Source organism: Nocardia jiangxiensis NBRC 101359 (assembly GCF_000308615.1).
Lineage (GTDB): Bacteria > Actinomycetota > Actinomycetes > Mycobacteriales > Mycobacteriaceae > Nocardia > Nocardia jiangxiensis.
Genome location: NZ_BAGB01000062.1, coordinates 127,517 through 151,004, shown reverse-complemented (window position 1 = coordinate 151,004; position 23,488 = coordinate 127,517). Strand labels below are relative to the sequence as shown.

The following is a 23,488-nucleotide window of genomic DNA, read 5'->3' as shown; positions in this document are numbered from 1 at the left end:
CTACCCGTGCGCGGCCCGGCGCACGATCATGCTGCCGCCTCGGCGATGAAATCGTCCGCGTGCCGACGGGCGAAATCGGCGAAAGTGCTCGGTTCGACGCCGAACTCATGATGAGTGGACAGGTCCACCCGGCACTCCGGCGAGGCGGATCGGCCACGATAGATCTCCTCCAGTAGATCCAGCACCTCCGGCGGCAGTCCCTCGGCCGCGTGCAGCGCGCGTTTCTGCGCGAACGTCACCTCCTGGTAGCCGAATGTGCGGCCGGAGGCGGCGCTGATCCGGTCGGTGATCTCGGACATGGTCAGTCCCTCGGGCCCGGTCATGTCGAACGCCCGGCCCTCGATGCCGTCGGCGTCCATCATGGCCACCAGCACACGCGCGATATCGGCGATGTCGACCGGTGCGAGCCGACTCTGCCCGATCGGCATCACCAGTGCCCGCCGCTTCGGATCCACGCCCGTCAGCGTGCCGGGGAGGTAGAGCTGCATGAACTGGCTGGGCCGCAGATGTGTCCACGCCAATCCGGAATTCTCCAGGTAGTTCTCGATCTCGAGATGCCAGCGGGTGCCGCGAAATGCCCGTGGATCGAAGGCGGTTCCCGATTCCTTACCGCTGAACTTGACGATATGCCGCACCCCGGCCGCGGCGGCGGCATCGATGAAGCGGCACTGCGTCCGGACCATGTCGCCGCGCGGCGAGGAGATCATCAGCGCGCGGTCGACGTCGTCGAAGGCGGCGCCGAGCGATTCGGCCACGGCCATATCGCCGCGCACGACCTCGACGTTCGGGAGTTCGCGCAACCAGGGTGCGGCATCCGGATCGCGGACCAGGACGCGAACCGGAACCGCCTGCCGGGCGAATTCCCGGATGACGATCGAGCCGGACAGGCCGGTGACACCGGTCAGGAGATGCATGACGTGCTCTTTTCTTGTGCTGGAACGGGATTCGCCGTGATGTCGACCGGTGCCAGATGAGGCAGGCCGACACGCGGGAACAGGGTGGGGTCGTGGATCATGTCGATGCGGGCGATCCCGGCCGGGCCGACGGTCAGCAGTTGCAGTGCGTGGGCGCGATGGACGCCGCCGTGGCCGCGGGTGTAGAGGCCGAAGGCCGGTTGGCCGTTCGCGGCGGTGGGCGCCAGATATCGGCCATCGGGTTCGGTGAGCCGGGTCCGCAGGAAAGCGGCGATATCCGCGCGCCCGCGGAACCAGGACGGCGCCGGCGGCATCTCGAATACCGCGTCCTCGGCCAGGATCTGCACCAGTGCCTCGATATCGGCGTGGGTGAAGGCGGTGGCATAGCGATCGAGCAGGGTGCGACGCCGCGCATCCTCCGGTTCGGCCAGGTCGTAGCCGTGCGGGGCGGTCTTCGCCAACTGCGCCCGCGCTCGCTGCAATGCGCTGTTGACCGCCGCGGTGGTGGTGCCGAGCAGATCGGCGACCTCGTCGGCGTGGAACATCAGCACCTCGCGCAGGATCAGCACCGCGCGCTGCCGACCGGGCAGATGCTGCAGCGCCGCGATGAAGGCCAGCCGCAGCGTGTGCCGGGCCGTCGCCACCTCCGCCGGGTCCAGCTCGGTGTCGGAAACCGGTTCCACCCAGGCGATTTCGGCTCGACGCGATGGCAGCGGCCCGGTCGGGTCGGTCACCGGCCCGCCCAGGCCGGACGGATACGCACGATGTGCCCGCCGCTCGATCGCCCGCAGGCAGGTGTGCGTGGCGATCCGATACAGCCAGGTCCGCAGCGAGGCGCGACCCTGGAATCCGTCGTACCCCCGCCAGGCGCGCAGATAGGTTTCCTGGACCGCGTCGTCGGCGTCGTGCGGCGAGCCGAGCATGCGGTAGCAGTAGGCGAACAGTTCGGTGCGATAGCGCTGTGCGGCGACATCGAACGGTTCGGTGCTCACCGCGGCAACCGTGCGGTATCGAAAACCACTGTGTCGGCAGCGATTCGGTCGCCACGTACGGTGATGTGCTCGACGGTGCGCAGTGTGCCGAACGGGCCGGTGTGCATGTCGTAGACGACCAGCGCGCGATCGTCGTCGCCGAACGCGTCGATGACCTCGACCCCGGTCACCGCCTCGGCGAACTCCCCGATGGCTGCGGACACGTCCGCGGCGCCGGTGAGATGTGTTCGGGGACCGTCGAATACGACGTCGTCGTGCAGCATCGCGGTCACGGTCAGCAGATCTCGCCGTCCGAATGCCTCGACGAACGCCACCGCGATGGGCACGCTCGCCGGAACCGGCCGATACGCGCCGATCACCGTCGCCGCGTGTGCCTCGGGCCCGTTCACCACCCGCGACCCGATCTCATGCTGGAACCGCCGGAAACTGTCGAACTCCGACAGCGCGCCGTCGGCAGCGGTCGCGGTGTGCACGAACTGCCCCGAGTCACCCAGTTCGAAGGCACAATAGGTCACCTCCGCGGGCTGCTCGCGATGCAATTGCGCGAATACCTCCTCGATCAGCCGCCGGTTCTCCGCCCTGGCGTCATCGCGGGTGCGGTATCGCACCACCACTGTTCTGTTCATGGTCGAACTCCTTCGAATCTGTACCCGGTTGTTGAGGTAGATCCGCGGGAGTGCGCAAACTCATCGGCGGGTGCGGTCGCGTCTTCGGTGTGCCGGGCGGGTATCGCGCGGTCGGATATGGCGGGTGCGTTCGTCTGTCGAGTTCCGGTAGACGGGAACCGTCCGTTCGGAGTCCGGACCTGCGCGGGCGGATCGGCTGATCACCCGCAGTATTGTTGGCGTTCGGCCGATTTTCGTGTGCGTGAGGAAGGGGATTCGGCGATGCCGTATGCGGAGGTCGGTGGCGGGGTTCGGCTTGCCTATCAGAGTCAGGGCGATGGATTTCCGTTGTTGTTGCTGGCCGGGCAGTCCAACAACCATCACTGGTGGGATGGCGTTCGCGAGGACTTCCACGGATCGCATCGCACCATCACGTTCGACTATCGCGGCACCGGTGACAGTGATAAGCCTGATATCCCCTACAGCACAAGGGGATTCGCTGATGATGCGATTGCGGTGCTGGACGCGGCGGGGATCGATCGGGCCGATGTGTACGGCACGTCGATGGGTGGCCGGGTGGCGCAGTGGATCGCGGCGGAATATCCCGGACGGGTGCGTGCCCTCGTACTGGGCTGTACTTCACCTGGCGCGCGACACGGTGTGGATCGCGGAAATGACATCCGCCGTCTGCTCGCCGATCCGGCCACCGCACAACAGACTCTGCTGGACCTGATGTACACCCCGGACTGGCTCGCCCGCACCACCGGGCCGTATCAGACGCTCGGCGACCCGGGGATGCCCTCGTACGCGCAACGTCGTCACCTGATCGCGAGTCACCGGCACGAGGCCTGGGATGTGTTGCCCACCATCGCCGCGCCGACCCTGGTCGTGCACGGTGCGGACGATCGGTTCAACCCAGTGGCGAACGCCCCGCTGATCGCCGAACGCATTCCGGGCGCGCGCCTCGAGCTGATTCCGGGCGCGCGGCACGCGTACTTCGAGGAATTCCGTTCCACCGCAAGCCCTCTGGTTCGGGATTTCCTCGCTGCGGCCATCGCGTGAGGTGAGTGCTCGAAACGCGATGAACCGGTCGCGGCCGATGGCCGCGAATCCGGAGGGGCGCGATCTAGCTCAGGCGCTCCAGCACCATCGCCATACCCTGGCCGCCGCCGACACACATGGTCTCGAGACCGAACTGCTTGTCGTGGGTCTGCAGGTTGTTGATCAGGGTGGCGCTGATGCGGGCGCCGGTCATGCCGAACGGGTGGCCGAGGGCGATCGCGCCGCCGGAGACGTTCAGCTTGTCCAGGTCCATCTTCAGCTCACGCGCCGAGCCCAGCACCTGCACCGCGAAGGCCTCGTTGATCTCGTAGAGATCGATGTCGTCGATGGTCTTACCGGCGATCTTCAGCGCCTTGCGCACGGCCTCGATCGGGCCCAGGCCCATGATCTCCGGGGACAGACCCGACACGCCGGTGGACACGATGCGCGCCAGCGGGGTCAGGCCCAGCTCCTTGGCCTTGGTGTCGCTCATGATGACCAGCGCCGCGGCGCCGTCGTTGAGCGGGCAGGCGTTACCGGCGGTGACGGTGCCGTCGGGGCGGAAGACGGGCTTGAGCTGCGAGATCTTCTCGTAGGTGGTGCCGGGACGCGGGCCGTCGTCGGTAGAGACGACGGTGCCGTCCGGCAGGGTCACCGGGGTGATCTCACGCTCGAAGAAGCCGGACTTGATGGCCTCCTCGGCGCGGTTCTGCGACCGCACGCCCCAGTGGTCCTGGTCCTCGCGGGAGATCCCGGTGTGCTGGGCGACGTTCTCCGCGGTCTGGCCCATCGCGATGTAGATGTCGGGCAGTTCACCGCTCTGGCGCGGATCCGTCCAACCGCCGGAGCCGCCCTCGGCGCGCTTGACGGTCCTGGCCTCGGCCTCGGCGAACCGGCCGTTGTGGGTGTCGGGCCAGCCGTCCGAGGTGCCCTTCGGGAAACGCGAGACCGTCTCGACACCGGCGGAGATGAACACATCGCCCTCACCGGCCTTGATCGCGTGCAGCGCCATGCGCGTGGTCTGCAGCGAGGAGGAGCAGTAGCGGTTGAGGGTGACACCGGGCAGGAAGTCATACCCCAGCTGGGTGGCGACGACCTTGGCCATGTTGAAACCGGCCTCGCCGCCGGGCTGACCACAGCCGAGCATGAGGTCGTCGATCTGGGTCGGATCCAGCGCCGGAACCTTGTCCAGGGCGGCGCGGACCATCTGCGCTGCGAGGTCGTCCGGGCGCATGCTCACGAGGGAACCCTTGCCCGCGCGGCCGATGGGGGAGCGGGCGAAGGAAACAATGACGGCCTCTGGCATGAGGACTCCTTTGTCGGGCGAGTGAACGACCATCCGGTCATTCGGTACTCGAGTACGGAATTCCCTTCCGAATTTACGTCGCCGGGATCGGAGGTCCGACACCCGGTATGTGGTAATCCGCCCGCGCCTGGTCGGGCGTGTCGGACCAGCTGGTCAGCTGTCCGGGAGGGTGGCCATGGCGTGCGTCCGATGATCGGCGATCTCGCGCAGAACCGCGGGCAGTAGATATCCGGCCGCGAGTTCGTACCCCGCTGCCGAGGGATGGAAGCCGTCGGCGGAGAACAGGACCTCCGGCGTGCTGCGGAAATCGCGGCCCAGCAGATCGCCCATCCGCACGGCGCACCCGCCCGCGGACCTGGTCGCCGACGCCTGCGCGCGGGCCAGGCGCACGCTCCAGCTGTGTACCAGGGTGCGCAGCGGCTGCGGAATCGCCGCCACCGTACCCAGATCCGGGCAGGTGCCGACCACGACGACGCTTCCGGCCTTGTGCAGGCGTTCGACCGCGCTGCGCAATCGGTGTGCGGACTGCAGGACCGAGTGCTTCTTCGTGACGTCGTTGGCGCCGACCAGGATGACCGCGACGTCCGGCGGCGGACCGGCCACGAACATCGCATCCACCTGTCCGGCCAGACCTTTCGAGGTGGCACCCGAAATTGCCTTGGTGCTCAAGCGGATTCGCAGCCCGGACGCCTCGGCCACACCGCGGGCGATCCGCACGCCGGGCACCTCCTCGGCGCTGTGACACCCGACCCCGGCCGCGGTGGAATCACCGAAGATCATCAGATGGACGTCGAAAGGCGTTCCGGTGCGCCATGATTCGGGCGCGAGGCAGCCGGCGGTGTACACGCCGTCGGCCTCCGGGGGTTTGGAGGTGTCCCGCCCGATCAGCGTGCGCGCGGCCTGCGCCTGCGACATCAGCAGGCGATAGGTCGCCCACGAGGCGGTTCCGGCGCCGGAACCCGCCACGACTGTCGCGGCACTCGTCACCGCGAATGTGCGCCAGCCTTTTACCACGGCAGTGCCTCTCCGTCCTCGTTATCCGCTTCGTCCCAGTTCATCGGCCCGTTCGGGCGTCGGCATCCATCGTGCACCATCACCGGCCCGGGAGCACCCCCCGAATGACAGCCGCACCCGTTACCAGTCCTCGCACATCCCTCAACGCCCTGTAGCGGGTGCGGGTTCCGCGACCGTGTGCGTCGCGGATGCGGACCGCCGGATCGCGACCACACGAACGAACGCACCCCGCCCGCAGTGCGGACGGGGTGCGCCGGTACGGACGAAAGTGGTTGGGTCAGTGTCCGGGAGGGGCCGGGACGTCGAAGGTCGCGTGGCTGGGCACGCTCAGATTGTTGGTGGTGACGGTCACGTCGATGCGGCCCGGACCGGTGTTCTGATACACGGCGTAGAGAATGCTGCCGTAGATGCCCGAGACGACGTTCACCCGCCACTGGCCGGCGGCGCCGGTGTTCAGATTGCGCCAGGCGATGGTGGTGTCCACGTTGCACAGCGGGGCCAGCGGGTACGAGCCGGAGCCGACGCCCTGGATGGGCTGGGCCTGGACGTTGAACACGGCCCGACCGGCATAGTCGGGGCTGGTATCGGCCCAGGTACGGATATTTCCGCCACAGAGCCCGCCGAAGAACAGGCTGGGCGTTTGCGGGAATTGAACGGTCTGTGCGCCCGCGACGGCGGACGAGGCGATCGCGGCTACGGCCCCGAGGGAGCCGAGCAGGATTGCGACACTGCGGGCGGTCTGAGGCATCCTCACGCCGGAGATGATAGCGGCAGATGATAGAGGAGTCCGTGCCCGTGCGGCCGCGACGCACACTCCCGCGGCGCGCGTGCGTGACCGCGGGGTCGCAGCAGCACTGTCGGCTACTTCTGGAACGATGGGCGGCATGCGCATCGCGAACCATGTCGTCGAGCTGATCGGCAACACCCCGCTCGTTCGGTTGAACTCGGTGGTGGGGCCCGAGTCCGGCCTGGTGGCGGCCAAGATCGAATATCTGAACCCGGGTGGCAGCTCCAAGGACCGCATCGCGGTCAAGATGATCGACGCCGCCGAGGAACAGGGTCTGCTGTCCCCGGGCGGCACGATCGTCGAGCCGACTTCCGGCAACACCGGCGTCGGCCTGGCGCTGGTCGCCCAGCAGCGCGGCTACAAATGCGTTTTCGTCTGCCCGGACAAGGTCAGTGAGGACAAGCGCAACGTGCTGCGGGCCTACGGTGCGGAGGTCGTGGTGTGCCCGACCGCCGTCCCGCCCGAGCATCCGGACAGCTACTACCAGGTCTCCGATCGTCTGGTGCGCGAGATCCCGGGTGCGTGGAAGCCGGATCAGTACTCCAATCCCGGCGGCCCGGCCAGCCACTACGAGACCACCGGCCCGGAAATCTGGCGGGACACCGACGGCACGGTGACCCATTTCGTCGCCGGCGTCGGCACCGGCGGAACCATCACCGGAACCGGCCGCTACCTCAAGGAGATCTCCGGCGGCAAGGTCACGATCGTCGGCGCGGATCCGGAGGGCTCGGTGTACTCCGGCGGCACCGGCCGGCCGTACCTGGTCGAGGGCGTCGGCGAGGATTTCTGGCCCAGCGCCTACGATCCGGCGATTCCGGACGAGATCATCGCGGTCTCCGATGCGGATTCCTTCGAGATGACCCGCCGCCTGGCCCGCGAGGAGGGCCTGCTGGTCGGCGGGTCCTGCGGTATGGCCGTGGTGGCGGCGTTGCGGGTGGCCGAGCGCGATCCGAACGCGGTCGTGGTGGTGCTGCTGCCCGACGGCGGCCGCGGCTACCTGTCGAAGATCTTCAACGATCAGTGGATGAGCTCCTACGGCTTCCTGCAGTCCCGTCTGGACGGCAGCATCGCCGAGCCGACGGTCGGCGATGTACTGCGCGGCAAATCTGGCGCAATCCCCGATCTGGTGCACACGCATCCACAGGAGACGTTGCGCGACGCCATCGAGATCCTGCGCGAGTACGGCGTGTCGCAGATGCCCGTGGTGGGTGCGGAGCCGCCGGTGATGGCCGGCGAGGTGGCGGGCAGTGTGACCGAGCGCGATCTGCTCTCGGCGGTGTTCGAGGGCCGCGCGCATCTCACCGATCCGGTGTCGAAGCATATGAGCCCGTCGTTCCCGCTGATCGGCTCCGGCGAGTCGGTGTCCGCGGTGACCAAGGAACTCGAGTCCACCGATGCGCTGATGGTCGTCGAGGACGGTAAGCCGATCGGTGTCATCACCCGGCACGATCTGCTCGGCTTCCTGAGCGCCTCGGGGATCCCCGCAGTGCACTGAGCGCTGGACCGCCTCGCTCCCCCGCCTCTCCGCGACTTCAGCGTGCGCTGACCGCCTCTCCGGGACTTGAGCGTGCCGTTGGGTGCCTGGAGGCTTGTGCTTCGGGGCGGCGGTTGGGAGGGTGGCCGGGTTTTGGGGTGCCCGGGGAGTTACCCATGTTCGTGCTAGATCAGTTGTTGCGAGTCGGCGGTGCACACAGGGTGCCGCCGATTTTTTTGTGTGGGGCTGTTCGGGTGAGCTTGCCGAGGGGTTGCCTGGGGGTGCCGGGGGTGGCGGTTCGGGGTGGGGGTGTGGGTGTGGGGGCCGTTATGCGGTTGTGTCCCGAGGGGCGAAAATCGTCTCGAAACGGATTCGTACAGCACGACACGCTAACTTTTTCTGTGATCTGGCGCACTCAGTACAAACAATCAAACTCCCCGCTCAGAGCTTGATAGCGATTGCTGATCATGCGCAAACGGGTCGAGAAACATCGTCTGTTCATCTTCAGTTAAGTTTACGTTAACCTACCGCAATCACTCTGTGACCTCGTTGGTTATCGGACCGCGAGTCCGGATTACACGAGGAGTTGTCAACGCTATGCGGAATACGACCGCGTTTGTCGCGCCACCCGGCGCAGCAGTCGCAGCGTTTGCCGTCGCGGCCGCGAAAGCCTCCCGCGTCGGCGCGCCACCCGGCAATCGCTGAGTCGCGTCGTATCAGCGGGGAGTAAGAGCCTCCCCCTTTTCTGAGCCCAACAGCATCCAGCGCCCGGGCGAGCCTACCGAGAAACGGTGTTCGCCTCTATTCAGTGCTGCCTGCTGCGGCCGGCAACGGCCGAAACCCAGAGTAGGAACCCACTTCGCATGTCCATCAAGAGCAGCAGAGTCAAGGCGGTCGCACGGACCGCCGGATCCGCCACCCTGGCCGTGGCCGCCCTCGCCGCCATCACCTCGGCGGCCGGGGAAGGCGCCCCGCACGTGGCGCCCGTCGCCTTGGCCTCGACGATCGAGCAGGCGACCCATCCGGCTGCCGCAGCCGCAGCTCCCGCCCCGGCCGCGCCGATTCAGCCCGTGGCCGCCGCCGCACCGGCTCCCGCGCCGATGCCTGCGCCGCTGCCCGCACCTGCGCCTGCCCCGGTCCTACCGCCGCCCCCGCCGAGCTACCCGGACAACCTGGACGGCTGGATCCATCAGGCGATGGACATCATGTCCGCGCACGGCATCCCGGGCAGCTACGACGGCATCTACCGCAACATCATTCGCGAGTCGAGTGGCAACACCCAGGCGATCAACCTCTACGACTCCAATGCCGCCGCCGGCATTCCGTCCAAGGGGCTGCTGCAGGTCATCGATCCGACCTTCCAGGCCTATCACGTCGAGGGCACCTCGTGGAATATCTGGGATCCGGTCGCGAATATCGCCGCGGCCTGCAACTATGCCGCCGCGCGCTACGGCTCGATGGACAACGTGAATTCGGCCTACTGACCGGTCTCTTTCTTGTCGATCTGCCGAATCCGCCATATCTGCGTGTTGTGTCGAATCAGCAATATCGACGCAAACTGCGGGTAAGCGGGTTTCCCCCGGGTACAACCGGGCGAGGAGTGTTTCGGCACCCGGCCGGAACACGCGGTGCGAGGGAGCTTTCGTGCACGCGGTGGATTCGATGCCGACGCAGCTCGCATCCTGGCTGCCGAATCTCGCGGACGCACTCGCCATCACCGGTATCGCGGCCGTCCTGGGTCGCATCGTGATGGGGTCGGTTGCGAAGCGTTTCCGCGACCCGGCACACGGGCGCATGATCGGCCGATTCGTGGCCGCGATCATCGGGGGCCTCGGTGCGGCGGCCGCGTTGGGACAGGTCGGCGTGCCCGCCTCGGTCAACGTTGCCGATCCTGGGCACGGTCGTGGCGCTCGGCGGCGCGGTGCTGGTGCTGCTGATCGGGCCGCGCCTGCCCGGGTTCGTGCGACGTCGCCGCGGCAGCGATTCGCCCGAGGTCCAGGAGCAGCGGACCGCTGCGCGCGGACAAGCCCAGGCATATCGGCGAGGACGCCAGGACGCGCTGCGTAACCAGCGCCTGTCGCACGATTCGTGGCCGCGCTAGAAGATCAGTCCCGATCCGTGGCGAGCAGGCAGATCGCGGCCAGGCGCAGCGGCAGCCAATCGGCTCGCACCCATGCGTCCAGATCGCGCGGGGCGATGATCGCGGACCGGCTGGAATTCTCCACCAGCCCGCGCGCATAACCGGCCAGCAGCACCGACATCGGGACGGCAGCGGAATTCTTGATTCCGCGTTTCACGATGTCCCGAACGGCGGCGGCATGTTGATCGAGTGCGGCGCATACCGCAGGTGATTGTTCGGCTGCGACCATCGCGGGGATTCCGTGCGATTTGTGCAGCCGATTCAAAGTTTTGCGCGCTGACACTTCCAGCAACGCGGAGCCGAGCGGAAACACCCGGACAGAATAGCAACTTCCGGGCATTTTCGGCAGTTCCGCACGATATCCGTCCAAGACGACGGTGACGAGCCGAAATGGATTGTCAGCGAAATGCTTTGGAGCCGGTGAGAGCCTCGCCCAGGACGAGCTGATGTACCTCGGCGGTGCCCTCGTAAGTGAGTACCGATTCCAGATTGTTCGCATGCCGCAGCACCGGATAATCCAGTGTGATGCCGTTCGCGCCGAGAATGGTCCGGCACTGCCGCGCGATCGCGATCGCCTCGCGGGTGCTGTTGAGCTTTCCGGCACTGACCTGTTCCGGACGCAGCTCACCGCGATCCTTCAATCGGCCCAGATGCAACGCGAGCAACTGCCCCTTGCCCAGCTCGACGGCCATATCCGCCAATTTGGCCTGGGTCAGCTGGTAGGCGGCCAGCGGCTTGTCGAACACCTCGCGGGTGCGCGCGTAGTCGATGGCGGCGGTCAGACAGTCGGCGGCGGCCCCCAGCGCGCCGAAGACGATGCCGAACCGTGCCTCGGACAGACAGCCCAGCGGCGCGGAAAGCCCCTTGCCATCGGGCAGCAGGGCATCACCCGGCAGCCGCACGCCGTCCAGATCGAGTTCGGCCGTGACCGAGGCGCGCAACGAGAGTTTGCGATGCATCTCACGGGCGGTGAATCCGGGCGTGCCCGCGGGGACGAGGAATCCGCGCACCCCCTCCTCGGTGCGTGCCCACACCACCGCGATGTCGGCCACCGATCCGTTGGTGATCCACATCTTCGAACCGTTCAGCACCCAGTCCGCGCCGTCGCGGACCGCGCGGGTGCGCATACCGCCCGGATTCGAGCCGAAATCGGGTTCGGTGAGCCCGAAGCAGCCCAGTGCCCGCCCGGCCGCCATCTGCGGGAGCCAGTGCTGTTTCTGCTCCTCCGTTCCGTATTCGTGGATGGCGGTCATGGCCAGCGAACCCTGCACCGACACCATGCTGCGCACGCCCGAATCCACTGCCTCGAGTTCCATACAGGCCACGCCGTACTCGGTCGCCGAGGTGCCCGCACAGCCGTATCCGTCCAGATGCATACCCAGCAGACCGAGCGCACCCAGTTCGGGTGCGAGCTCGCGCGCCGGGAACGTGCCCTGCTCGAACCAGTCGGCCACATGCGGTCGCAGCCGCTGCTCGCCGAATGCGCGCACGGTGTCGCGGATCTGTCGTTCGGTGTCGGTGAGCAGGGAATCGATGGCGAACAGTTCGTCGACGGTGACCATGCGCACACCCTATGGCGGAGAGATGTCGGTAACAATGGCACCCGGCCCGTCGTGAGGGGAGTTTGCGCCCGGATTTAGGCTGGTCGGCATGACCGATCAGCTGGGGTTCTCCACACGCGCCGTGCACGCCGGATTCGATCCCGATCCGCAGACCGGCGCGGTGAACGTGCCGATCTACGCCAGTTCCACCTTCGCCCAGGACGGCGTCGGCGGACTGCGCGGCGGCTTCGAGTACGCCCGCACCGGCAATCCCACTCGCACCGCGCTGGAAGCCAATCTGGCCGCGCTCGAGTTGGGGCGGCACGGCCGGGCCTTCTCCTCCGGGATGGCGGCCACGGACTGTGCGCTGCGGGCGACGCTGCGGCCCGGCGATCACCTGGTGATCCCCGACGACGCGTACGGCGGCACGTTCCGGTTGATCGACAAGGTGTTCACGCAGTGGGGCATCGAGTACTCGGTCGCACCGGTCTCCGATCCCGACGCGGTGCGTAACGCCTTGCGTCCCAACACCAAACTGGTCTGGGTGGAGACGCCGACCAATCCGCTGCTGAACGTCGGCGATATTCCGGCGCTGGCCGACGTCGCGCACGGCGGCGGCGCGAAACTGGTGGTGGACAACACCTTCGCCTCGCCGTATCTGCAGCAGCCGCTGCTGCTGGGCGCGGACATCGTGATCCACTCGACCACCAAATACCTCGGCGGACATTCCGATGTGGTCGGCGGCGCCCTGGTCACCGACGATCCCGAGCTCGATGCCGCGTTCGCCTTCCTGCAGAACGGCGCGGGCGCGGTGCCCGGCCCGACCGATGCGTTCCTGACGCTGCGCGGCATCAAAACCCTTGCGGTGCGCATGGATCGGCACTGCGACAACGCCGAGACGCTCGCCGAATTCCTGTCCGGACATCCGGCCGTCGCGGAGGTGATCTACCCGGGCCTGCCGCAGCATCCCGGAAATGCGGTGGCGCAGAAGCAGATGCGCCGCTTCGGTGGGATGATCTCGGTGCGGTTGGCGGGCGGTCGCGATGCGGCGCTGAAGTTCTGCTCGAACACGAAACTGTTCACCCTCGCCGAATCGCTGGGCGGGGTGGAGTCGCTGATCGAGCATCCGGGCGCGATGACGCACGCGTCCACCGCGGGCTCGGCGCTGGAGGTGCCCGCGGATCTGGTGCGGCTCTCGGTCGGCATCGAAGATGTGAGTGATCTGCTGGCCGATATCGAGCAGGCATTGTAACTTCGGCAGATGAGCACAGCGGCCGCACCATCGAATGGTGCGGCCGCTGCGTTGTTCTACGGTCCGCTCAGCGGTTCGGTCGGCCTGCTGCGAGCCGACCGGGGCTCAGCTGTGGTACGGCTCCGCGCTGACCAGGGTCACCTTCATGATGTTGCCGTTGGGCAACGTGTACTCGCGGGTCTCGCCGACCTTGGCGTTGATGAGCGCGCCGCCCAGCGGGGAGTTCGGCGAGTAGGTCTCGAGGTTCGACCCGCCCAGGCCCTCTTCGCGCGTCGCGATCAGGAAGGTCTCGGTATCGGTCTCGTCGCCGTCGTAGTAGACCTTGACGACCGAACCCGGCAACGCCACGCCCGACTTGGTCGGGGCGACGCCGACCTTGGCGTTGTTCAGCAGTTCCTGCAGCTGACGGATGCGGGCCTCCTGCTGGCCCTGCTCCTCGCGTGCCGCGTGGTAACCGCCGTTCTCCTTGAGGTCGCCCTCCTCGCGTCGCTCGTTGATTTCGGCCGCGATGACCGGACGATTGGCAATGAGCGCGTCGAGTTCGCCCTTGAGCCTCTCATGCGACTCCGGTGTGAGCCAGGTCACTTGCGTCTCAGTCATCTCGATCACTCCCTAGTAGTTGTTCCCGGCGGACCGGGATTCCCAAATACCCGCAACCGTGCACACCCCACGTGGGTGCGCACAGCAACAGACGACGGCTGGAGCGATCCCTGGGGGATATCGTCGAACCCCGACAGGCCCCGTTCTCGTGTGGCATTGTGTGCCGAGAACCGATACCGCTGGCCGCCAATGCAGCAAACACGGCTCCGAGCCTTCGGAACCGTGTATCGCATCATTTTAGCACGATTTACAAAGATGCAGGTCGGAGCGGTGATTGCAGGGCGTTTCGCCTGGATCGCCCGGTCGGGCGCATCATCCGGCGCGCAGGTAGGCGGGAACTGTGCCGCCGCAGCCGTAAATATCGCTTGCGGCCGGTCGTGCCACGCTGCGCACGATGGTCTTCAGTTCGACCGTCCCGCTACTCGAGGGCGCGATCAACACCTCGCGCCGTCCGACCTCGCTGCCGTTGGAGTCCATCGCCCGCACGAAGCACACCGCGGCCCGTTCGGGATGGGTCCGGGTCACCTTGAAATGTGCCTCGACGGTCGAATCGTTGATGACCGTATATCCGAGCTGTTCCGGATCGATATCCTTCGGCCCGAACTGTTTGTAGCCGATATACGCGATGATCAGACCCAGCACGACCACCCCGACGCTCAGTACGGGAAGTACCCAGCGGCGGCGTGTGGACGCCTTGCCGTAGCGATCGCCGACCGATCCGGACCCGGGCCGACTCGCCGTGTGCGAACCTTCGGTCGTGCTCGCCTGGTCGCCGGTATCGGAGTCGGAGTTCGCCCCGGCCTCGCCGACGCCCGGTTCCGGCGCGGGCGAAGGTTCGTCCGCGCTCGTCGTGCGCTCACTGCGCTCGCTCATGATCTGCTCGCTCCCGCAGGTAATCGGCGTACCTCACCTTTGCAGGGGGTAGCTCGGAACAAAAGAGGGTCGGATGGAACTATAGGGAGACAGATCTGACACCCCCTGCCCGGATGGCGGCGGAGAGCTATGAGGTGAAGACGGTGAGCTACGAGGTGAGCCAGGCGTGAGCGAGATGGTGGAGTCGTGACGGGTCTGCGCCTCATGGCGGTGCATGCCCATCCCGACGACGAGTCAAGCAAGGGCGCCGCGACGACCGCGAAGTACGCCGCAGAGGGCAACGACGTTCTCGTGGTCACTCTCACCGGCGGTGAGCGCGGGTCGATCCTCAATCCGGCGATGGATACCCCGGGCATTCTCGAGCGCATGGACGAGGTGCGGCGCGAGGAGATGGCCGAGGCGGCCAAGGCGCTCGGCGTCCGCCAGCACTGGCTCGGATTCGTCGATTCCGGACTGCCCGAGGGTGATCCGCTGCCGCCGCTGCCCGAGGGGTCCTTCGCCCTGGTTCCGCTGGAGGAGGCCACCGAGGCGCTGGTGCGCGTGGTGCGCGAGTTCAAACCGCACGTGATCACCACGTACGACGAGAACGGCGGCTATCCACACCCGGATCACATCATGTGCCACAAGGTGTCCATGGCCGCGTACCTGACCGCGGGCGATCCGGAGAAGTTCCCCGACGCGGGCGAGCCGTGGACGCCGAGCAAGCTCTACTACGACCACGGATTCAGCATTTCGCGGATGGAGATCTTCGCGCAGGAATTCGAGCGCATCGGCGAGCCGTTCCCGATGCAGGAGTGGCTGGACCGGTTCCGCAAGGCCGCCGAGGAACGCGGCGACATCATGGGCCGGGTCACCACCCAGATCGAATGCTCCAAGTATTTCCCGCAGCGTGACGAGGCGTTGCGCGCGCACGCCACCCAGATCGACCCGAACGGCGCGTTCTTCGCGATCCCGATGGAGATGCAGCAGCGGCTGTGGCCCACCGAGGAGTTCGAACTCGCCAAGACCCGGGTGCGTACGGAGATCCCGGAGACCGATTTGTTCGCCGGGATCGAGGATCCACAGATCGAGGTGGCGGACCGATGATTCTCACCGTTCTGGCCCAGAACACCACCACCAATCCGACCGGACCGGAGTTCGGCAAGGCGTCTCCGCTGGGTCTGGTCATCGTCCTGATCCTGCTGGCCGGGACCGTGCTGCTGATCCGTTCGATGAACAAGCACATCAAGAATCTGCCCGCGGACTTCTCCCCGGAGCACCCCGAACCGGATCAGGCCGCCGACGAGGGGACCGATCCGGGCGCGGCAGAGGTCGAGACGGAATCCGAGGTCGAAGCGGCCGAGGACCAGGAGTCCGATGCGGCCGGGGCGAGGGGTCTCGAATCGAAGCCGCCGCGAAAGTCCTGAGTTCGCGGCAGTTGGCTATGAATTCGCCCCCGTTCCGGAGACATTCGGAACGGGGGTGAATTGCTTTGCGGCTCTACGCGGAATCGCCGGTTCGTAGAAGGTGTTCTCGCTCACCGCATTCGACGCCGCGAGCGGTTCAGAACGACCTCTCGTGATGGCGTTGATGGCAGATATCGCAATCACAGTCGAAATAGCCGATTCCGGCACTGCCGTGGGCGCCGCGACGTTCGGCATCCTCGAGATCGGCGTACCAGGGCCGACGTTCCGCCGAACCGGCTGCTGCGGTGTTCCTCATACCGTGGGAATACCCAACCGGAAGTGCTCCCGGGTCACGGTTTCGGCACGCGAGCCGGTGACTTCGCGTGCGGGCCCTGGGGCGGGAGAGACGACGACGCCGGTGCAGCCAGGTGTAGATGCCGGTGAGGGAGAGTGCGATGGGGGCGAATCCTATTGCGAGCCAGACCGTTCGCAGGGGCCAAGGGGCGACGGAGCCGAAGTGCAGTGCGTAGGTCCACTTGTCCCACAGGCTGTTTGCCAGTGGGACGTTGCCGCCGCGGGTGATGGTCGCGGTGGCGGTGTGGCGGTCGACGGCTACCGAGGTCGGTGCGAGGGGGACGATGCCGCGGCCGACGGTCGTGCCCTGGTTGAAATCGATGCCGTAGGTGTCGGTGGGGGTCGGGCCGGGTTCCATCACGGCCACCACACGCCCGGTCGGGACGAGCGACTTCGCGGCTGCGACCGCGGAATCGGTGCTCACATCGGGACCTGCGCCGGGAACCGAGTGCACCGTCCGGGTGACCGAATGGGTTCCGGTGATCGCATACCAGGCCGACGCGATCGCGGGGATCAGGAAGCCGGCGCCCGTCACGGCCCAGAACAGCAGGAACACCATGGTGACCGCGCCGAGGACGTCGTGCACGTCGCGCAGGGCGCGATAGCTGCCGCGGTGCAGATGGATCTTCAGTCGCGTGGTGAGGTTGCGGATTCCGGGCCACCAGATGAGCAGTCCGCTCACGCACCACCAGGCCAGGGCCGCGCCGAGCAGCGCGATCAGCCAGTAGCCGACCGGAACGGTCAGCCACGTACGGGCCAGCCAGGGTTGATATCCGGGGAATTTCTCGCAGGACAGCGCGCAGGCGTGCAGGTTGGTGAGGAATCCGAGAAATCCGCCGTTCGGGTCGGCCGTGCCGAGTATCCGGCCGCTGCCCGCATCGATGTAGGTGGCCGGTCCGGCACGTCCCGAGCGCACCTGGAATACGCCGTCGATCAGGGTCGCCTGGGCCTGGACCAGCGGCCGGGTCTCTCGCGTGATCCGGATGGCCTCGGCCGCGGTGACCGCCGGGCGAGTATCGGTGGCCGCGAACAGTTCCGGGTGGTTCATCCGGTAGATCTCGGGCCGGAACAGCAGCACACACCCGCAGCTCACCTGGGCCACCAGCGCGAGGCCGAGGACCACCGTGACCCAGCGGTGCACTGCCGTCGACCATCGGACCACTGTGCGCAGTGTGTGGAAACGCTTGAGTACCGGTGCTTTTCGGCGACGTCGCGAGGGTCGGGGCGGGGGTGTGGCGGCGGTGGCTTCGCGTACGTCACGAGGTCTGCGAATCCTGGTGTCGGACTCGTCCGTTGTCGACATCCGGTACCCCCTCCACTGCGCTCGGCTCGGCGGAATGCCCGGCCGTCGATGTCCGGCGCTGCGCCACCTCCATCAGCAAGATAGCCTAACCTAATAATAACTTGTCAATAGCCGGTCGTCGGTAGGCGTATCCGGGGCGGATGTCGTCAGGGTCGCGTCGGCTCTTACCCTTTGCGGTTCCGACTCGAAACGATCAGTGCTGCAACCGCTTTCGGGGCGGCGAGCCATTCTCGAACAGTGTTGCGCAGCAGCGTATTTCGAGTGCATTCGCGGTAGGCGTCCACACCGTCGGCATCGATGCCCGCACCGCGGCCGAGGGCGACCGCTCGCGGTAGGTGCTGGTGCTGGGTGACGATGATCGCGCGGTCGATACCGAACAGGTCGTGGGCTCGTTCGCAGGTCGCGCGGGTGGACAGGCCCTCGCCATCGTCGCGTATCCGGGCCGGGTCGACGCCGTGATCGATCAGATAGCTTCGCATCGAAGCGATTTCGTCACCGGAGCGTCCCTGCGCATCACCGGAGATCAGCACCTCGTCGACCTTGCCCGCCGCGAGCAGTTCGACGGCGATGTCGAGCCGCCCGCGCAGATACGTCATCGGCAGCCCGTCCGGCCCGATCTTCGCCCCCGGCACGATCGCCACCGGCGCCCACGGCACGGTCGACACGGTGAACCGATGTCCGGCCGACAAGATCCGCAACAGAGCGTTCGCCGCCGCAGCGATCAGCATCGGCACCACCCCCGCGCCGAGCGTTCCACGCATCAACCACCGCGCACGCCAACGCTGTTCCTCCATCGTCACCACTCTTCCAGACGACTCCGTGGGCGCGGTCGTCCACGCGAGATTCGTGCGACACGCCCGGACCCGGCCCTCGACGTGGTCGAATATCGCAGTGCGGTGGAGGCGGCGCTGCGGCATGCACGCCTTCCGGCGGCCGGTGCACAGACGGGCGATTTGCTGGATCCGGCAGGACTCAGGCGACTGCCACCGGAACAACCGTGCGGCCGGGGATCTCGCTACCGAGCGCGGGCTCGAGATCGTCGAACCAGTGTGCGCCCTGGTCGTACCGTGCGAAGAACTGCCGGCCGACCAGTTCGGGGTTGCGCGCTTGGAGCATGCGCAGCGCGAAGACCTGCTCGCCGTGCACGATCGGTGCGCCGTCCAGGACGATCTTGCCGATATGGGTCGACATCACCGGGCCGCGGGCGGTGCGGGCCAGCCCCGAGACGCGGGAGACCGCATCCACGTAAATACGCAGGGCTCGTGCCAGCGGCACCTCGAAGTAGCTGCGCGCGCCGGTATCCCGCTCGACGAACATGTAGTACGGAATGATCCCGGCCGCCACGGATCGCTGCCACAGCTGTGCCCAGGTCTCGGCGTCGTCGTTGACGTGCGCGACCAGCGGAGCTTGCGCCCGGATCACCGCGCCGGTGTCCCGCACCCGGGCGATGGCCTGCTGTACCGCCGTGGTCTGCAGTTCCCGCGGATGGGAGAAGTGGGCCATCACCGCCACGTGTCTGCCTGCCGCGACGCACTGCTCCAGCAGTCGCAGCAGGTCGTCCGCATCGGGGTCCTCGGTGAAGCGCGCCGGCCAATACGATAGCGATTTGGTCCCGAACCGCAGGGTTGCGACGTGCTCGAGATCGGCCGCGAGGAACGGTTCCACCCAGCGGCGTAATACGTTGGTACGCATGATCATCGGGTCGCCGCCGGTGAACAGCAGGTCCGTCGCCTCCGGATGCTCGCGCAGGTATCCGGTCATGCGGTGCGGGTCCGACAGCGCCTGGCGGGTCTCCGACCCGACGAATTGCGCCCACCTGAAGCAATATCCGCAATAGGCGTGGCAGGTCTGCCCCTGCGACGGGAACACCAGCACCGTCTCCCGGTATTTGTGCTGCAGGCCGAGAACCGGATGTCCGTCCAGCATCGGCACGTTCTCCTCGAGTTGACCGCCGGGATGCGGATTCAGTGCGTGTCGTGCCGCTGCTGCGGCCTTGGCGAGTACCTCACGGGAGGCTCCGGCGTCCAGCAGCTCCGCGACGGCGGTGAATACACCGGGCGGCAACATGTCCCGATGCGGGAAGGTCAGCCGGAAAATCGGATCGTCGGGTACGGCGGACCAGTCGATGAGTTCGTCGGCGACATAGTTGTTGACCCGGAAGGGCAACACGGCGGACACGACTCGAAGGTCCCGCAGGTAATCCTCGGGCAGCCCGCGGTGTCGGGCCAATCCCGCCAGCCGGTCGCCGGTGAAGAGTTTCATGGTCATATTCTCTCGAATTCGGCGGTGGCACAGTCCATTCGGAACCCGGACAGGGTGTGTCGGATGGACTCGGTGACGGCCTGCGAGGTGTCTGCGCGGAACCGGAAGCTTGCGCCGATGCCGACGTATCCGGCCGTTTCGGTGATGACCTCGCCGACGGCCGGGATCGCATGGCGGTAGGGCGCGTGGTCCGGCGCGACGTCGAGGCGTGTGGCCGTCACGACACACGGTGGCGGCACGGGAGGGCGTACCAGCAGCTGCCCGGCGACCCGACCCGCCCGCAGCGGCCGGGTGTCCGGGGCGCGGCCCATCTGGATGTCCAGCGCCGCGCCGACCAGGTCGTAGCCGTGTACCTCGCGCCAGAGATGGGTGGCTTCGGCGCCGGGCATCCGTCCGGCGATCTCCAGCAATTGCAGACGTGGCGCGTCGGCCGGACCCAGGAAGAGTTCGAGGTGGAATACCGTCGGCACACCCGCGCTCAACGCCGTGAGTACCTTGCTCGCGAACGACGCCAGTTGCTCGTCGAGTGCCGGATCATCGATTTCGACTGTCCCCCAGCTGTTCTCGCCGGTGGCGAAGTCCAGGCAGCTGTGGATGTACCGCGAACCGCGCCACGGCCCGAGTTCGGTACCGGTCCAGACGCCGTCGACCGAGCCGGTCTCGTCGGGGCAGAAGCGTTGGACGAGAAAGGGTTCGCTGCGCAGATCGGGCAGATCGGCGAGGTCGGCGGCACCCGACAGCGTGACGATGTCGCGGCTGCCGAGGCCCAGCCTGGGTTTGACGAGCACCGGGAACCCGGATCGCCGGGCGAACGCCGAGATCGCCGCGGCGTCGGGTGCGTCGGCGAATACCGGTACCGCGACCCCGGCCGCCGCGGCCCGCTCGTACATCACCAGCTTGTCCCGGAACGGCAGTGCGTGCGCGGGCGGGTCCCCGGCGATGCCGAACTCCGACCGCAGGTGCGCGGCCCGCAGCAGGTCGGTCTCACTGATCGCGACGATGCGCTCGGGCACACCGTGACGGCGGGCGAGCCCGCGGACCGCGTCGTCCACCGGTTCGACGCCGTCGAAGACCACGACCTCGGCCGCCGCATGCTGCGGGATGCGGTGCAGAACCTGTGCGGCGCATACATAGGTCACCTCGTGGGCGTCGTGATCGATGGCTTCGAGATACGGCGCGATGGGACCGCGTGAACGGTGAATCACGAGGACGTGGGGGCGCATTGGTTACTCCTGTCGAACACGTCGAGTCGGCGAGCGGTACGGCCGAGCACACCCACCCACACCGATGCGGTGGACACCGCGACGAACACTGCGGCGCCGAGGAACACCGGACGGGGATCGTCGCCGTCGAGCCGGGTGAGTAGTCCGGTGAGCAGCGTGCCCGCCGCCGCGGCGGCGAGTACGAGCGATCGAGCCGTGCTGGTGACCCGGCCGAGCAACTCGCGCGGCACCACCTGCTGTCGCAGGGTGCGGACCACGACGACCACGACCATGCTGGCCCCCGCCAGCAGCGCGTTGGCGACGGCCAGCCACAGCACGCCGGGCGCGAGCCCCGCCAGCGCCAACCCGACGGCGGTGAGCAGCATGCCCGTCAGGCACAACAAAATCGGTGATCGGCGCGGCCCGACGGCGGCCGCGATGAGCGCACCGAGTGCGCCGCCGAGTCCGCCTCCGGCGACCGCGAGGCCCACCAGGACGGCGGATGCACCGAGACGTTCGCGGGCGAAGAACGGAATCAACGTTTCGGCCCCGAGACCGAGGGCGGTCACCGCCTGCAACAGCGTGATGGCCGCGACGACCGACGACGTCACCAGATACCGCAGTCCGGTCCAGAACTCGGAGCCGACGGATCCGAGAACTCCCGCGCCGAGGGCCGCTGGGCGCTTCGAGTCGGAAGTTTCGGCGGTACCGGTGAATTCGGTGTCCGGCAGCTGCCGGTAGGTTCGCCACACGGTGATCAGCGACACCGCGAAGGTCCCGGCGTTCGTCAGCAGCGCCGCCTCCTGGCCTTCCGCTGCCACCAGCACACCCACCGCTGCCGGACCGAGCACGAGTGAAAGCTGTCCGGAGGTCTCCAGAAATCCGTTGGCGCGCAGCAACCGTGGTCCGGCGTACAGGTCCCGCACCGCGACGGCCAGCGCGGTCTCGAAGAACACCCCTGCCACCCCGGCGACGCAGGCGAGGGCGAGGATCGCCGCGACCGGGCATCCGTGCACCGCCACCGCGGCAGCCAGCAGCAGGAATACAACCATTCGCACCGCATCGGCGGCGAGGAGTATCCGCCACGGGTCGGCCCGATCCACCAACGGACCCGCGGGCAGTCCGCCGATCAGGTAGCCGATCACGCGCGGAGCGGCAGCCAGTGCCGACAGCACCGGACTGCCGGTCAGCTGCAACATCAGCAGCGGAACCGCCAGCACGGCCAGACCGTCGCCCAGCAGCGAGATCGCTTGGCCGCAAAGGAACAGCCGGCTACCGCCCATCGCCTGTCACCGTCCACGTGTAGCCGGCCAACTGCTCCAGTTCGGAGCCGTGATCGGTCTTCAGAGCCCACTCGAGGGTGCCGTAGTCGATGCGCTCGATGCCGCGCTCCAACGCGGCACGGACCTGTGCGTAGAAGCACGTCACGAAGTAAGCGCCGTACGCCTCGGGCAGGTGCCCGCACCACAACTGCCGCAACGTGTTTCCGTTCCGCAGACCGTGCGTGAAGCCGACGACCCGGCCGGCCCGCTGGACCGCCGTCACCACGATGTCCTCGGGACGGTAGTGCGTGAGCATCCGATCCAGCGCCGCGGACTGCGTGGCGCGATCGGCGGCGGAGTTGTACTTGCGCAGCAGTTCGAGACGCAGTTCGAGCACGTCGTCGCGCACCTCGGCCAGCTCGACCTCACCGACTGTCATGTTCCGCTCGGCTAGGCGGCGCAGCAGCCGCCCGATGCCCTTGCGGCGTGGGCGCGGCAGTTGCTGCAGGTATTCGTCCATGTTGCGGAAGGTCATCGGCAGCACGCAGGTCGGGTACAGCTCCACCTGTGTCGCACCGAATTCGGTCAGGGCCCGGCGCAGCGGTTCCTGCCGCTCGGGGATGTACAGGAACGACACCGACCGCGCTCCCTGACTCGAGGCCCAGGCGTCCAGAGCGGTCAGCGTCTCCCGCAGCAGGGCCGGTTCGGCGGCACCGGAACCCGCTGCCGCACAGGAATATCCGGGCAGGGTCACCAGTACGGACGGATACAGCTCTGCGGTATCCGGTGCCGCGGCCGGAGCTGTTCGCGGCTCCGGCGACGGGAGGTCGCCGCGCAGCACGGCCGCGATGTCGAACCGGGCATCCGGTGGGGGAGAAGCCAGCCAGCGGGCATGCAATCCGACTCGGGCCTGTCCGTCGACCGAGGCGATCAGCCATCGGGGCTCACCCGGCAGTAGCGGCCCCATGGTCTCGAGCCAGCGGATCGACACGGTGTACTCGGACACTTCCGCTGCGAGGTCGTCCCATTCGGGGGGCCGGATCGATGTGGCTCTCATGTCGACACGCATAGCTCACCTGCACATCACGGGAGGGTGATCCGAGACGGCCACCGTCATTCTCATTTGATCATTACATAACGGCACTGTGCTCTATGTACCGCTATATAGTGTAAGCATCAAT

General features: G+C 67.3%; 23 protein-coding genes. 7 read left to right on the top strand and 16 right to left on the bottom strand.

Going from position 1 to position 23,488, the window contains the following annotated elements:
• Positions 1-26: 26 nt before the first annotated feature.
• From ON40_RS27850 to ON40_RS48370, 3 genes are read right to left on the bottom strand one after another with little or no spacing between them, the layout of a single operon-like run.
• Entirely contained in the window at positions 27-914 is an 888-nt protein-coding gene (locus tag ON40_RS27850; RefSeq protein WP_040827703.1) for an NmrA family NAD(P)-binding protein, read from the bottom strand.
• The gene (locus tag ON40_RS27845; RefSeq protein ID WP_051193629.1) at positions 902-1,906 is read right to left on the bottom strand and encodes a sigma-70 family RNA polymerase sigma factor; all 1,005 of its coding nucleotides are present in this window, start codon (positions 1,904-1,906) and stop codon (positions 902-904) included. Before ON40_RS27845 ends, ON40_RS27850 begins: the two co-directional genes overlap by 13 nt.
• Positions 1,903-2,532, bottom strand: coding sequence for a nuclear transport factor 2 family protein (locus tag ON40_RS48370; RefSeq protein WP_083895976.1), 630 nt, complete (start codon positions 2,530-2,532; stop codon positions 1,903-1,905). Before ON40_RS48370 ends, ON40_RS27845 begins: the two co-directional genes overlap by 4 nt.
• A 261-nt stretch (positions 2,533-2,793) precedes the next feature.
• Here ON40_RS48370 and ON40_RS27830 point away from each other — a divergent pair, with 261 nt between their 5' ends.
• Positions 2,794-3,573, top strand: a complete 780-nt coding sequence (locus ON40_RS27830) for an alpha/beta fold hydrolase (protein WP_040827701.1) — start codon at positions 2,794-2,796, stop codon at positions 3,571-3,573.
• Between the two features lie 64 nt (positions 3,574-3,637).
• Here ON40_RS27830 and ON40_RS27825 read toward each other — a convergent pair whose 3' ends face one another.
• From ON40_RS27825 to ON40_RS27815, 3 genes are all read right to left on the bottom strand, one after another.
• On the bottom strand, positions 3,638-4,858 hold the full coding sequence (locus ON40_RS27825) for an acetyl-CoA C-acetyltransferase (RefSeq protein WP_040827879.1): 1,221 nt from the start codon (positions 4,856-4,858) through the stop codon (positions 3,638-3,640).
• Positions 4,859-5,011: 153 nt separating this feature from the next.
• Positions 5,012-5,872 carry an SGNH/GDSL hydrolase family protein gene (locus ON40_RS27820; protein ID WP_051193627.1) on the bottom strand — a complete coding sequence of 287 codons (861 nt, stop codon included), beginning with the start codon at positions 5,870-5,872 and terminating at the stop codon, positions 5,012-5,014.
• 277 nt (positions 5,873-6,149) lie between these two features.
• Entirely contained in the window at positions 6,150-6,620 is a 471-nt protein-coding gene (locus tag ON40_RS27815) for a hypothetical protein (RefSeq protein WP_245568027.1), read from the bottom strand.
• Between the two features lie 136 nt (positions 6,621-6,756).
• Here ON40_RS27815 and ON40_RS27810 point away from each other — a divergent pair, with 136 nt between their 5' ends.
• The 3 genes from ON40_RS27810 to ON40_RS27800 all read left to right on the top strand — a co-directional run bounded on the left by ON40_RS27810 (position 6,757) and on the right by ON40_RS27800 (position 10,234).
• Positions 6,757-8,154 carry a cystathionine beta-synthase gene (locus ON40_RS27810; RefSeq protein WP_040827876.1) on the top strand — a complete coding sequence of 466 codons (1,398 nt, stop codon included), beginning with the start codon at positions 6,757-6,759 and terminating at the stop codon, positions 8,152-8,154.
• 842 nt (positions 8,155-8,996) lie between these two features.
• Positions 8,997-9,617: a transglycosylase SLT domain-containing protein gene (locus ON40_RS27805; protein ID WP_040827697.1), complete on the top strand. Its 621-nt coding sequence runs from the start codon at positions 8,997-8,999 to the stop codon at positions 9,615-9,617.
• Positions 9,618-10,015: 398 nt separating this feature from the next.
• Positions 10,016-10,234: a hypothetical protein gene (locus ON40_RS27800; protein ID WP_040827696.1), complete on the top strand. Its 219-nt coding sequence runs from the start codon at positions 10,016-10,018 to the stop codon at positions 10,232-10,234.
• Positions 10,235-10,238: 4 nt separating this feature from the next.
• Here ON40_RS27800 and ON40_RS27795 read toward each other — a convergent pair whose 3' ends face one another.
• Together ON40_RS27795 and ON40_RS27790 are read right to left on the bottom strand one after the other, a co-directional pair.
• Entirely contained in the window at positions 10,239-10,502 is a 264-nt protein-coding gene (locus ON40_RS27795) for a DUF6401 family natural product biosynthesis protein (protein WP_245568018.1), read from the bottom strand.
• A 169-nt stretch (positions 10,503-10,671) separates the two neighbouring features.
• Positions 10,672-11,835, bottom strand: coding sequence for an acyl-CoA dehydrogenase family protein (locus ON40_RS27790; protein ID WP_040827694.1), 1,164 nt, complete (start codon positions 11,833-11,835; stop codon positions 10,672-10,674).
• An 88-nt stretch (positions 11,836-11,923) separates the two neighbouring features.
• Here ON40_RS27790 and ON40_RS27785 point away from each other — a divergent pair, with 88 nt between their 5' ends.
• Positions 11,924-13,066: a cystathionine gamma-synthase gene (locus ON40_RS27785; RefSeq protein WP_040827693.1), complete on the top strand. Its 1,143-nt coding sequence runs from the start codon at positions 11,924-11,926 to the stop codon at positions 13,064-13,066.
• A 105-nt stretch (positions 13,067-13,171) separates the two neighbouring features.
• Here the strand turns inward: ON40_RS27785 and greA are convergent, their stop codons facing one another.
• The gene (gene greA / locus ON40_RS27780; RefSeq protein WP_040827691.1) at positions 13,172-13,666 is read right to left on the bottom strand and encodes a transcription elongation factor GreA; all 495 of its coding nucleotides are present in this window, start codon (positions 13,664-13,666) and stop codon (positions 13,172-13,174) included.
• A 312-nt stretch (positions 13,667-13,978) separates the two neighbouring features.
• Positions 13,979-14,539, bottom strand: coding sequence for a DUF4307 domain-containing protein (locus tag ON40_RS27775; RefSeq protein WP_083895975.1), 561 nt, complete (start codon positions 14,537-14,539; stop codon positions 13,979-13,981).
• Between the two features lie 204 nt (positions 14,540-14,743).
• Here ON40_RS27775 and mca point away from each other — a divergent pair, with 204 nt between their 5' ends.
• Complete coding sequence (gene mca / locus ON40_RS27770; protein WP_051193650.1) at positions 14,744-15,625, top strand: mycothiol conjugate amidase Mca; 882 nt, start codon at positions 14,744-14,746, stop codon at positions 15,623-15,625.
• On the top strand, positions 15,622-15,945 hold the full coding sequence (locus ON40_RS27765) for a hypothetical protein (protein WP_040827687.1): 324 nt from the start codon (positions 15,622-15,624) through the stop codon (positions 15,943-15,945). The genes mca and ON40_RS27765 overlap by 4 nt, the downstream gene beginning before the upstream one ends.
• A 136-nt stretch (positions 15,946-16,081) precedes the next feature.
• On the opposite strand, the gene ON40_RS27760 is transcribed toward ON40_RS27765, so the two are convergent.
• From ON40_RS27760 to ON40_RS27735, 6 genes are all read right to left on the bottom strand, one after another.
• Positions 16,082-17,440, bottom strand: coding sequence for a PepSY-associated TM helix domain-containing protein (locus tag ON40_RS27760; protein ID WP_169541911.1), 1,359 nt, complete (start codon positions 17,438-17,440; stop codon positions 16,082-16,084).
• A gap of 305 nt (positions 17,441-17,745) precedes the next feature.
• A complete protein-coding gene (locus ON40_RS27755) occupies positions 17,746-18,375 on the bottom strand; it encodes a SanA/YdcF family protein (protein ID WP_063713098.1) in 630 nt (209 codons plus the stop codon).
• A gap of 178 nt (positions 18,376-18,553) precedes the next feature.
• Complete coding sequence (locus tag ON40_RS27750; RefSeq protein WP_083895990.1) at positions 18,554-19,843, bottom strand: KamA family radical SAM protein; 1,290 nt, start codon at positions 19,841-19,843, stop codon at positions 18,554-18,556.
• Between the two features lie 2 nt (positions 19,844-19,845).
• Entirely contained in the window at positions 19,846-21,066 is a 1,221-nt protein-coding gene (locus ON40_RS27745; protein WP_040827684.1) for an ATP-grasp domain-containing protein, read from the bottom strand.
• Positions 21,045-22,328 carry an MFS transporter gene (locus tag ON40_RS27740; protein ID WP_040827683.1) on the bottom strand — a complete coding sequence of 428 codons (1,284 nt, stop codon included), beginning with the start codon at positions 22,326-22,328 and terminating at the stop codon, positions 21,045-21,047. Before ON40_RS27740 ends, ON40_RS27745 begins: the two co-directional genes overlap by 22 nt.
• Complete coding sequence (locus tag ON40_RS27735) at positions 22,318-23,364, bottom strand: GNAT family N-acetyltransferase (protein WP_157186437.1); 1,047 nt, start codon at positions 23,362-23,364, stop codon at positions 22,318-22,320. The genes ON40_RS27740 and ON40_RS27735 overlap by 11 nt, the downstream gene beginning before the upstream one ends.
• Positions 23,365-23,488: the final 124 nt, after the last annotated feature.

Excerpts from the sequence above, each read along its gene's own strand:
- ON40_RS27745 (WP_040827684.1), bottom strand. The coding sequence starts at position 21,066 with ATGCGCCCCCACGTCCTCGTGATTCACCGTTCACGCGGTCCCATCGCG.
- ON40_RS27750 (WP_083895990.1), bottom strand. The coding sequence starts at position 19,843 with ATGAAACTCTTCACCGGCGACCGGCTGGCGGGATTGGCCCGACACCGC.
- ON40_RS27775 (WP_083895975.1), bottom strand. The coding sequence starts at position 14,539 with ATGAGCGAGCGCAGTGAGCGCACGACGAGCGCGGACGAACCTTCGCCC.
- ON40_RS27805 (WP_040827697.1), top strand. The coding sequence starts at position 8,997 with ATGTCCATCAAGAGCAGCAGAGTCAAGGCGGTCGCACGGACCGCCGGA.
- ON40_RS27790 (WP_040827694.1), bottom strand. The coding sequence starts at position 11,835 with ATGGTCACCGTCGACGAACTGTTCGCCATCGATTCCCTGCTCACCGAC.
- ON40_RS27850 (WP_040827703.1), bottom strand. The coding sequence starts at position 914 with ATGCATCTCCTGACCGGTGTCACCGGCCTGTCCGGCTCGATCGTCATC.
- ON40_RS27740 (WP_040827683.1), bottom strand. The coding sequence starts at position 22,328 with ATGGGCGGTAGCCGGCTGTTCCTTTGCGGCCAAGCGATCTCGCTGCTG.
- ON40_RS27810 (WP_040827876.1), top strand. The coding sequence starts at position 6,757 with ATGCGCATCGCGAACCATGTCGTCGAGCTGATCGGCAACACCCCGCTC.
- mca (WP_051193650.1), top strand. The coding sequence starts at position 14,744 with ATGGCGGTGCATGCCCATCCCGACGACGAGTCAAGCAAGGGCGCCGCG.
- ON40_RS27795 (WP_245568018.1), bottom strand. The coding sequence starts at position 10,502 with ATGGTCGCAGCCGAACAATCACCTGCGGTATGCGCCGCACTCGATCAA.
- greA (WP_040827691.1), bottom strand. The coding sequence starts at position 13,666 with ATGACTGAGACGCAAGTGACCTGGCTCACACCGGAGTCGCATGAGAGG.
- ON40_RS27755 (WP_063713098.1), bottom strand. The coding sequence starts at position 18,375 with ATGGAGGAACAGCGTTGGCGTGCGCGGTGGTTGATGCGTGGAACGCTC.
- ON40_RS48370 (WP_083895976.1), bottom strand. The coding sequence starts at position 2,532 with ATGAACAGAACAGTGGTGGTGCGATACCGCACCCGCGATGACGCCAGG.
- ON40_RS27735 (WP_157186437.1), bottom strand. The coding sequence starts at position 23,364 with ATGAGAGCCACATCGATCCGGCCCCCCGAATGGGACGACCTCGCAGCG.
- ON40_RS27830 (WP_040827701.1), top strand. The coding sequence starts at position 2,794 with ATGCCGTATGCGGAGGTCGGTGGCGGGGTTCGGCTTGCCTATCAGAGT.
- ON40_RS27765 (WP_040827687.1), top strand. The coding sequence starts at position 15,622 with ATGATTCTCACCGTTCTGGCCCAGAACACCACCACCAATCCGACCGGA.
- ON40_RS27815 (WP_245568027.1), bottom strand. The coding sequence starts at position 6,620 with ATGCCTCAGACCGCCCGCAGTGTCGCAATCCTGCTCGGCTCCCTCGGG.
- ON40_RS27785 (WP_040827693.1), top strand. The coding sequence starts at position 11,924 with ATGACCGATCAGCTGGGGTTCTCCACACGCGCCGTGCACGCCGGATTC.
- ON40_RS27825 (WP_040827879.1), bottom strand. The coding sequence starts at position 4,858 with ATGCCAGAGGCCGTCATTGTTTCCTTCGCCCGCTCCCCCATCGGCCGC.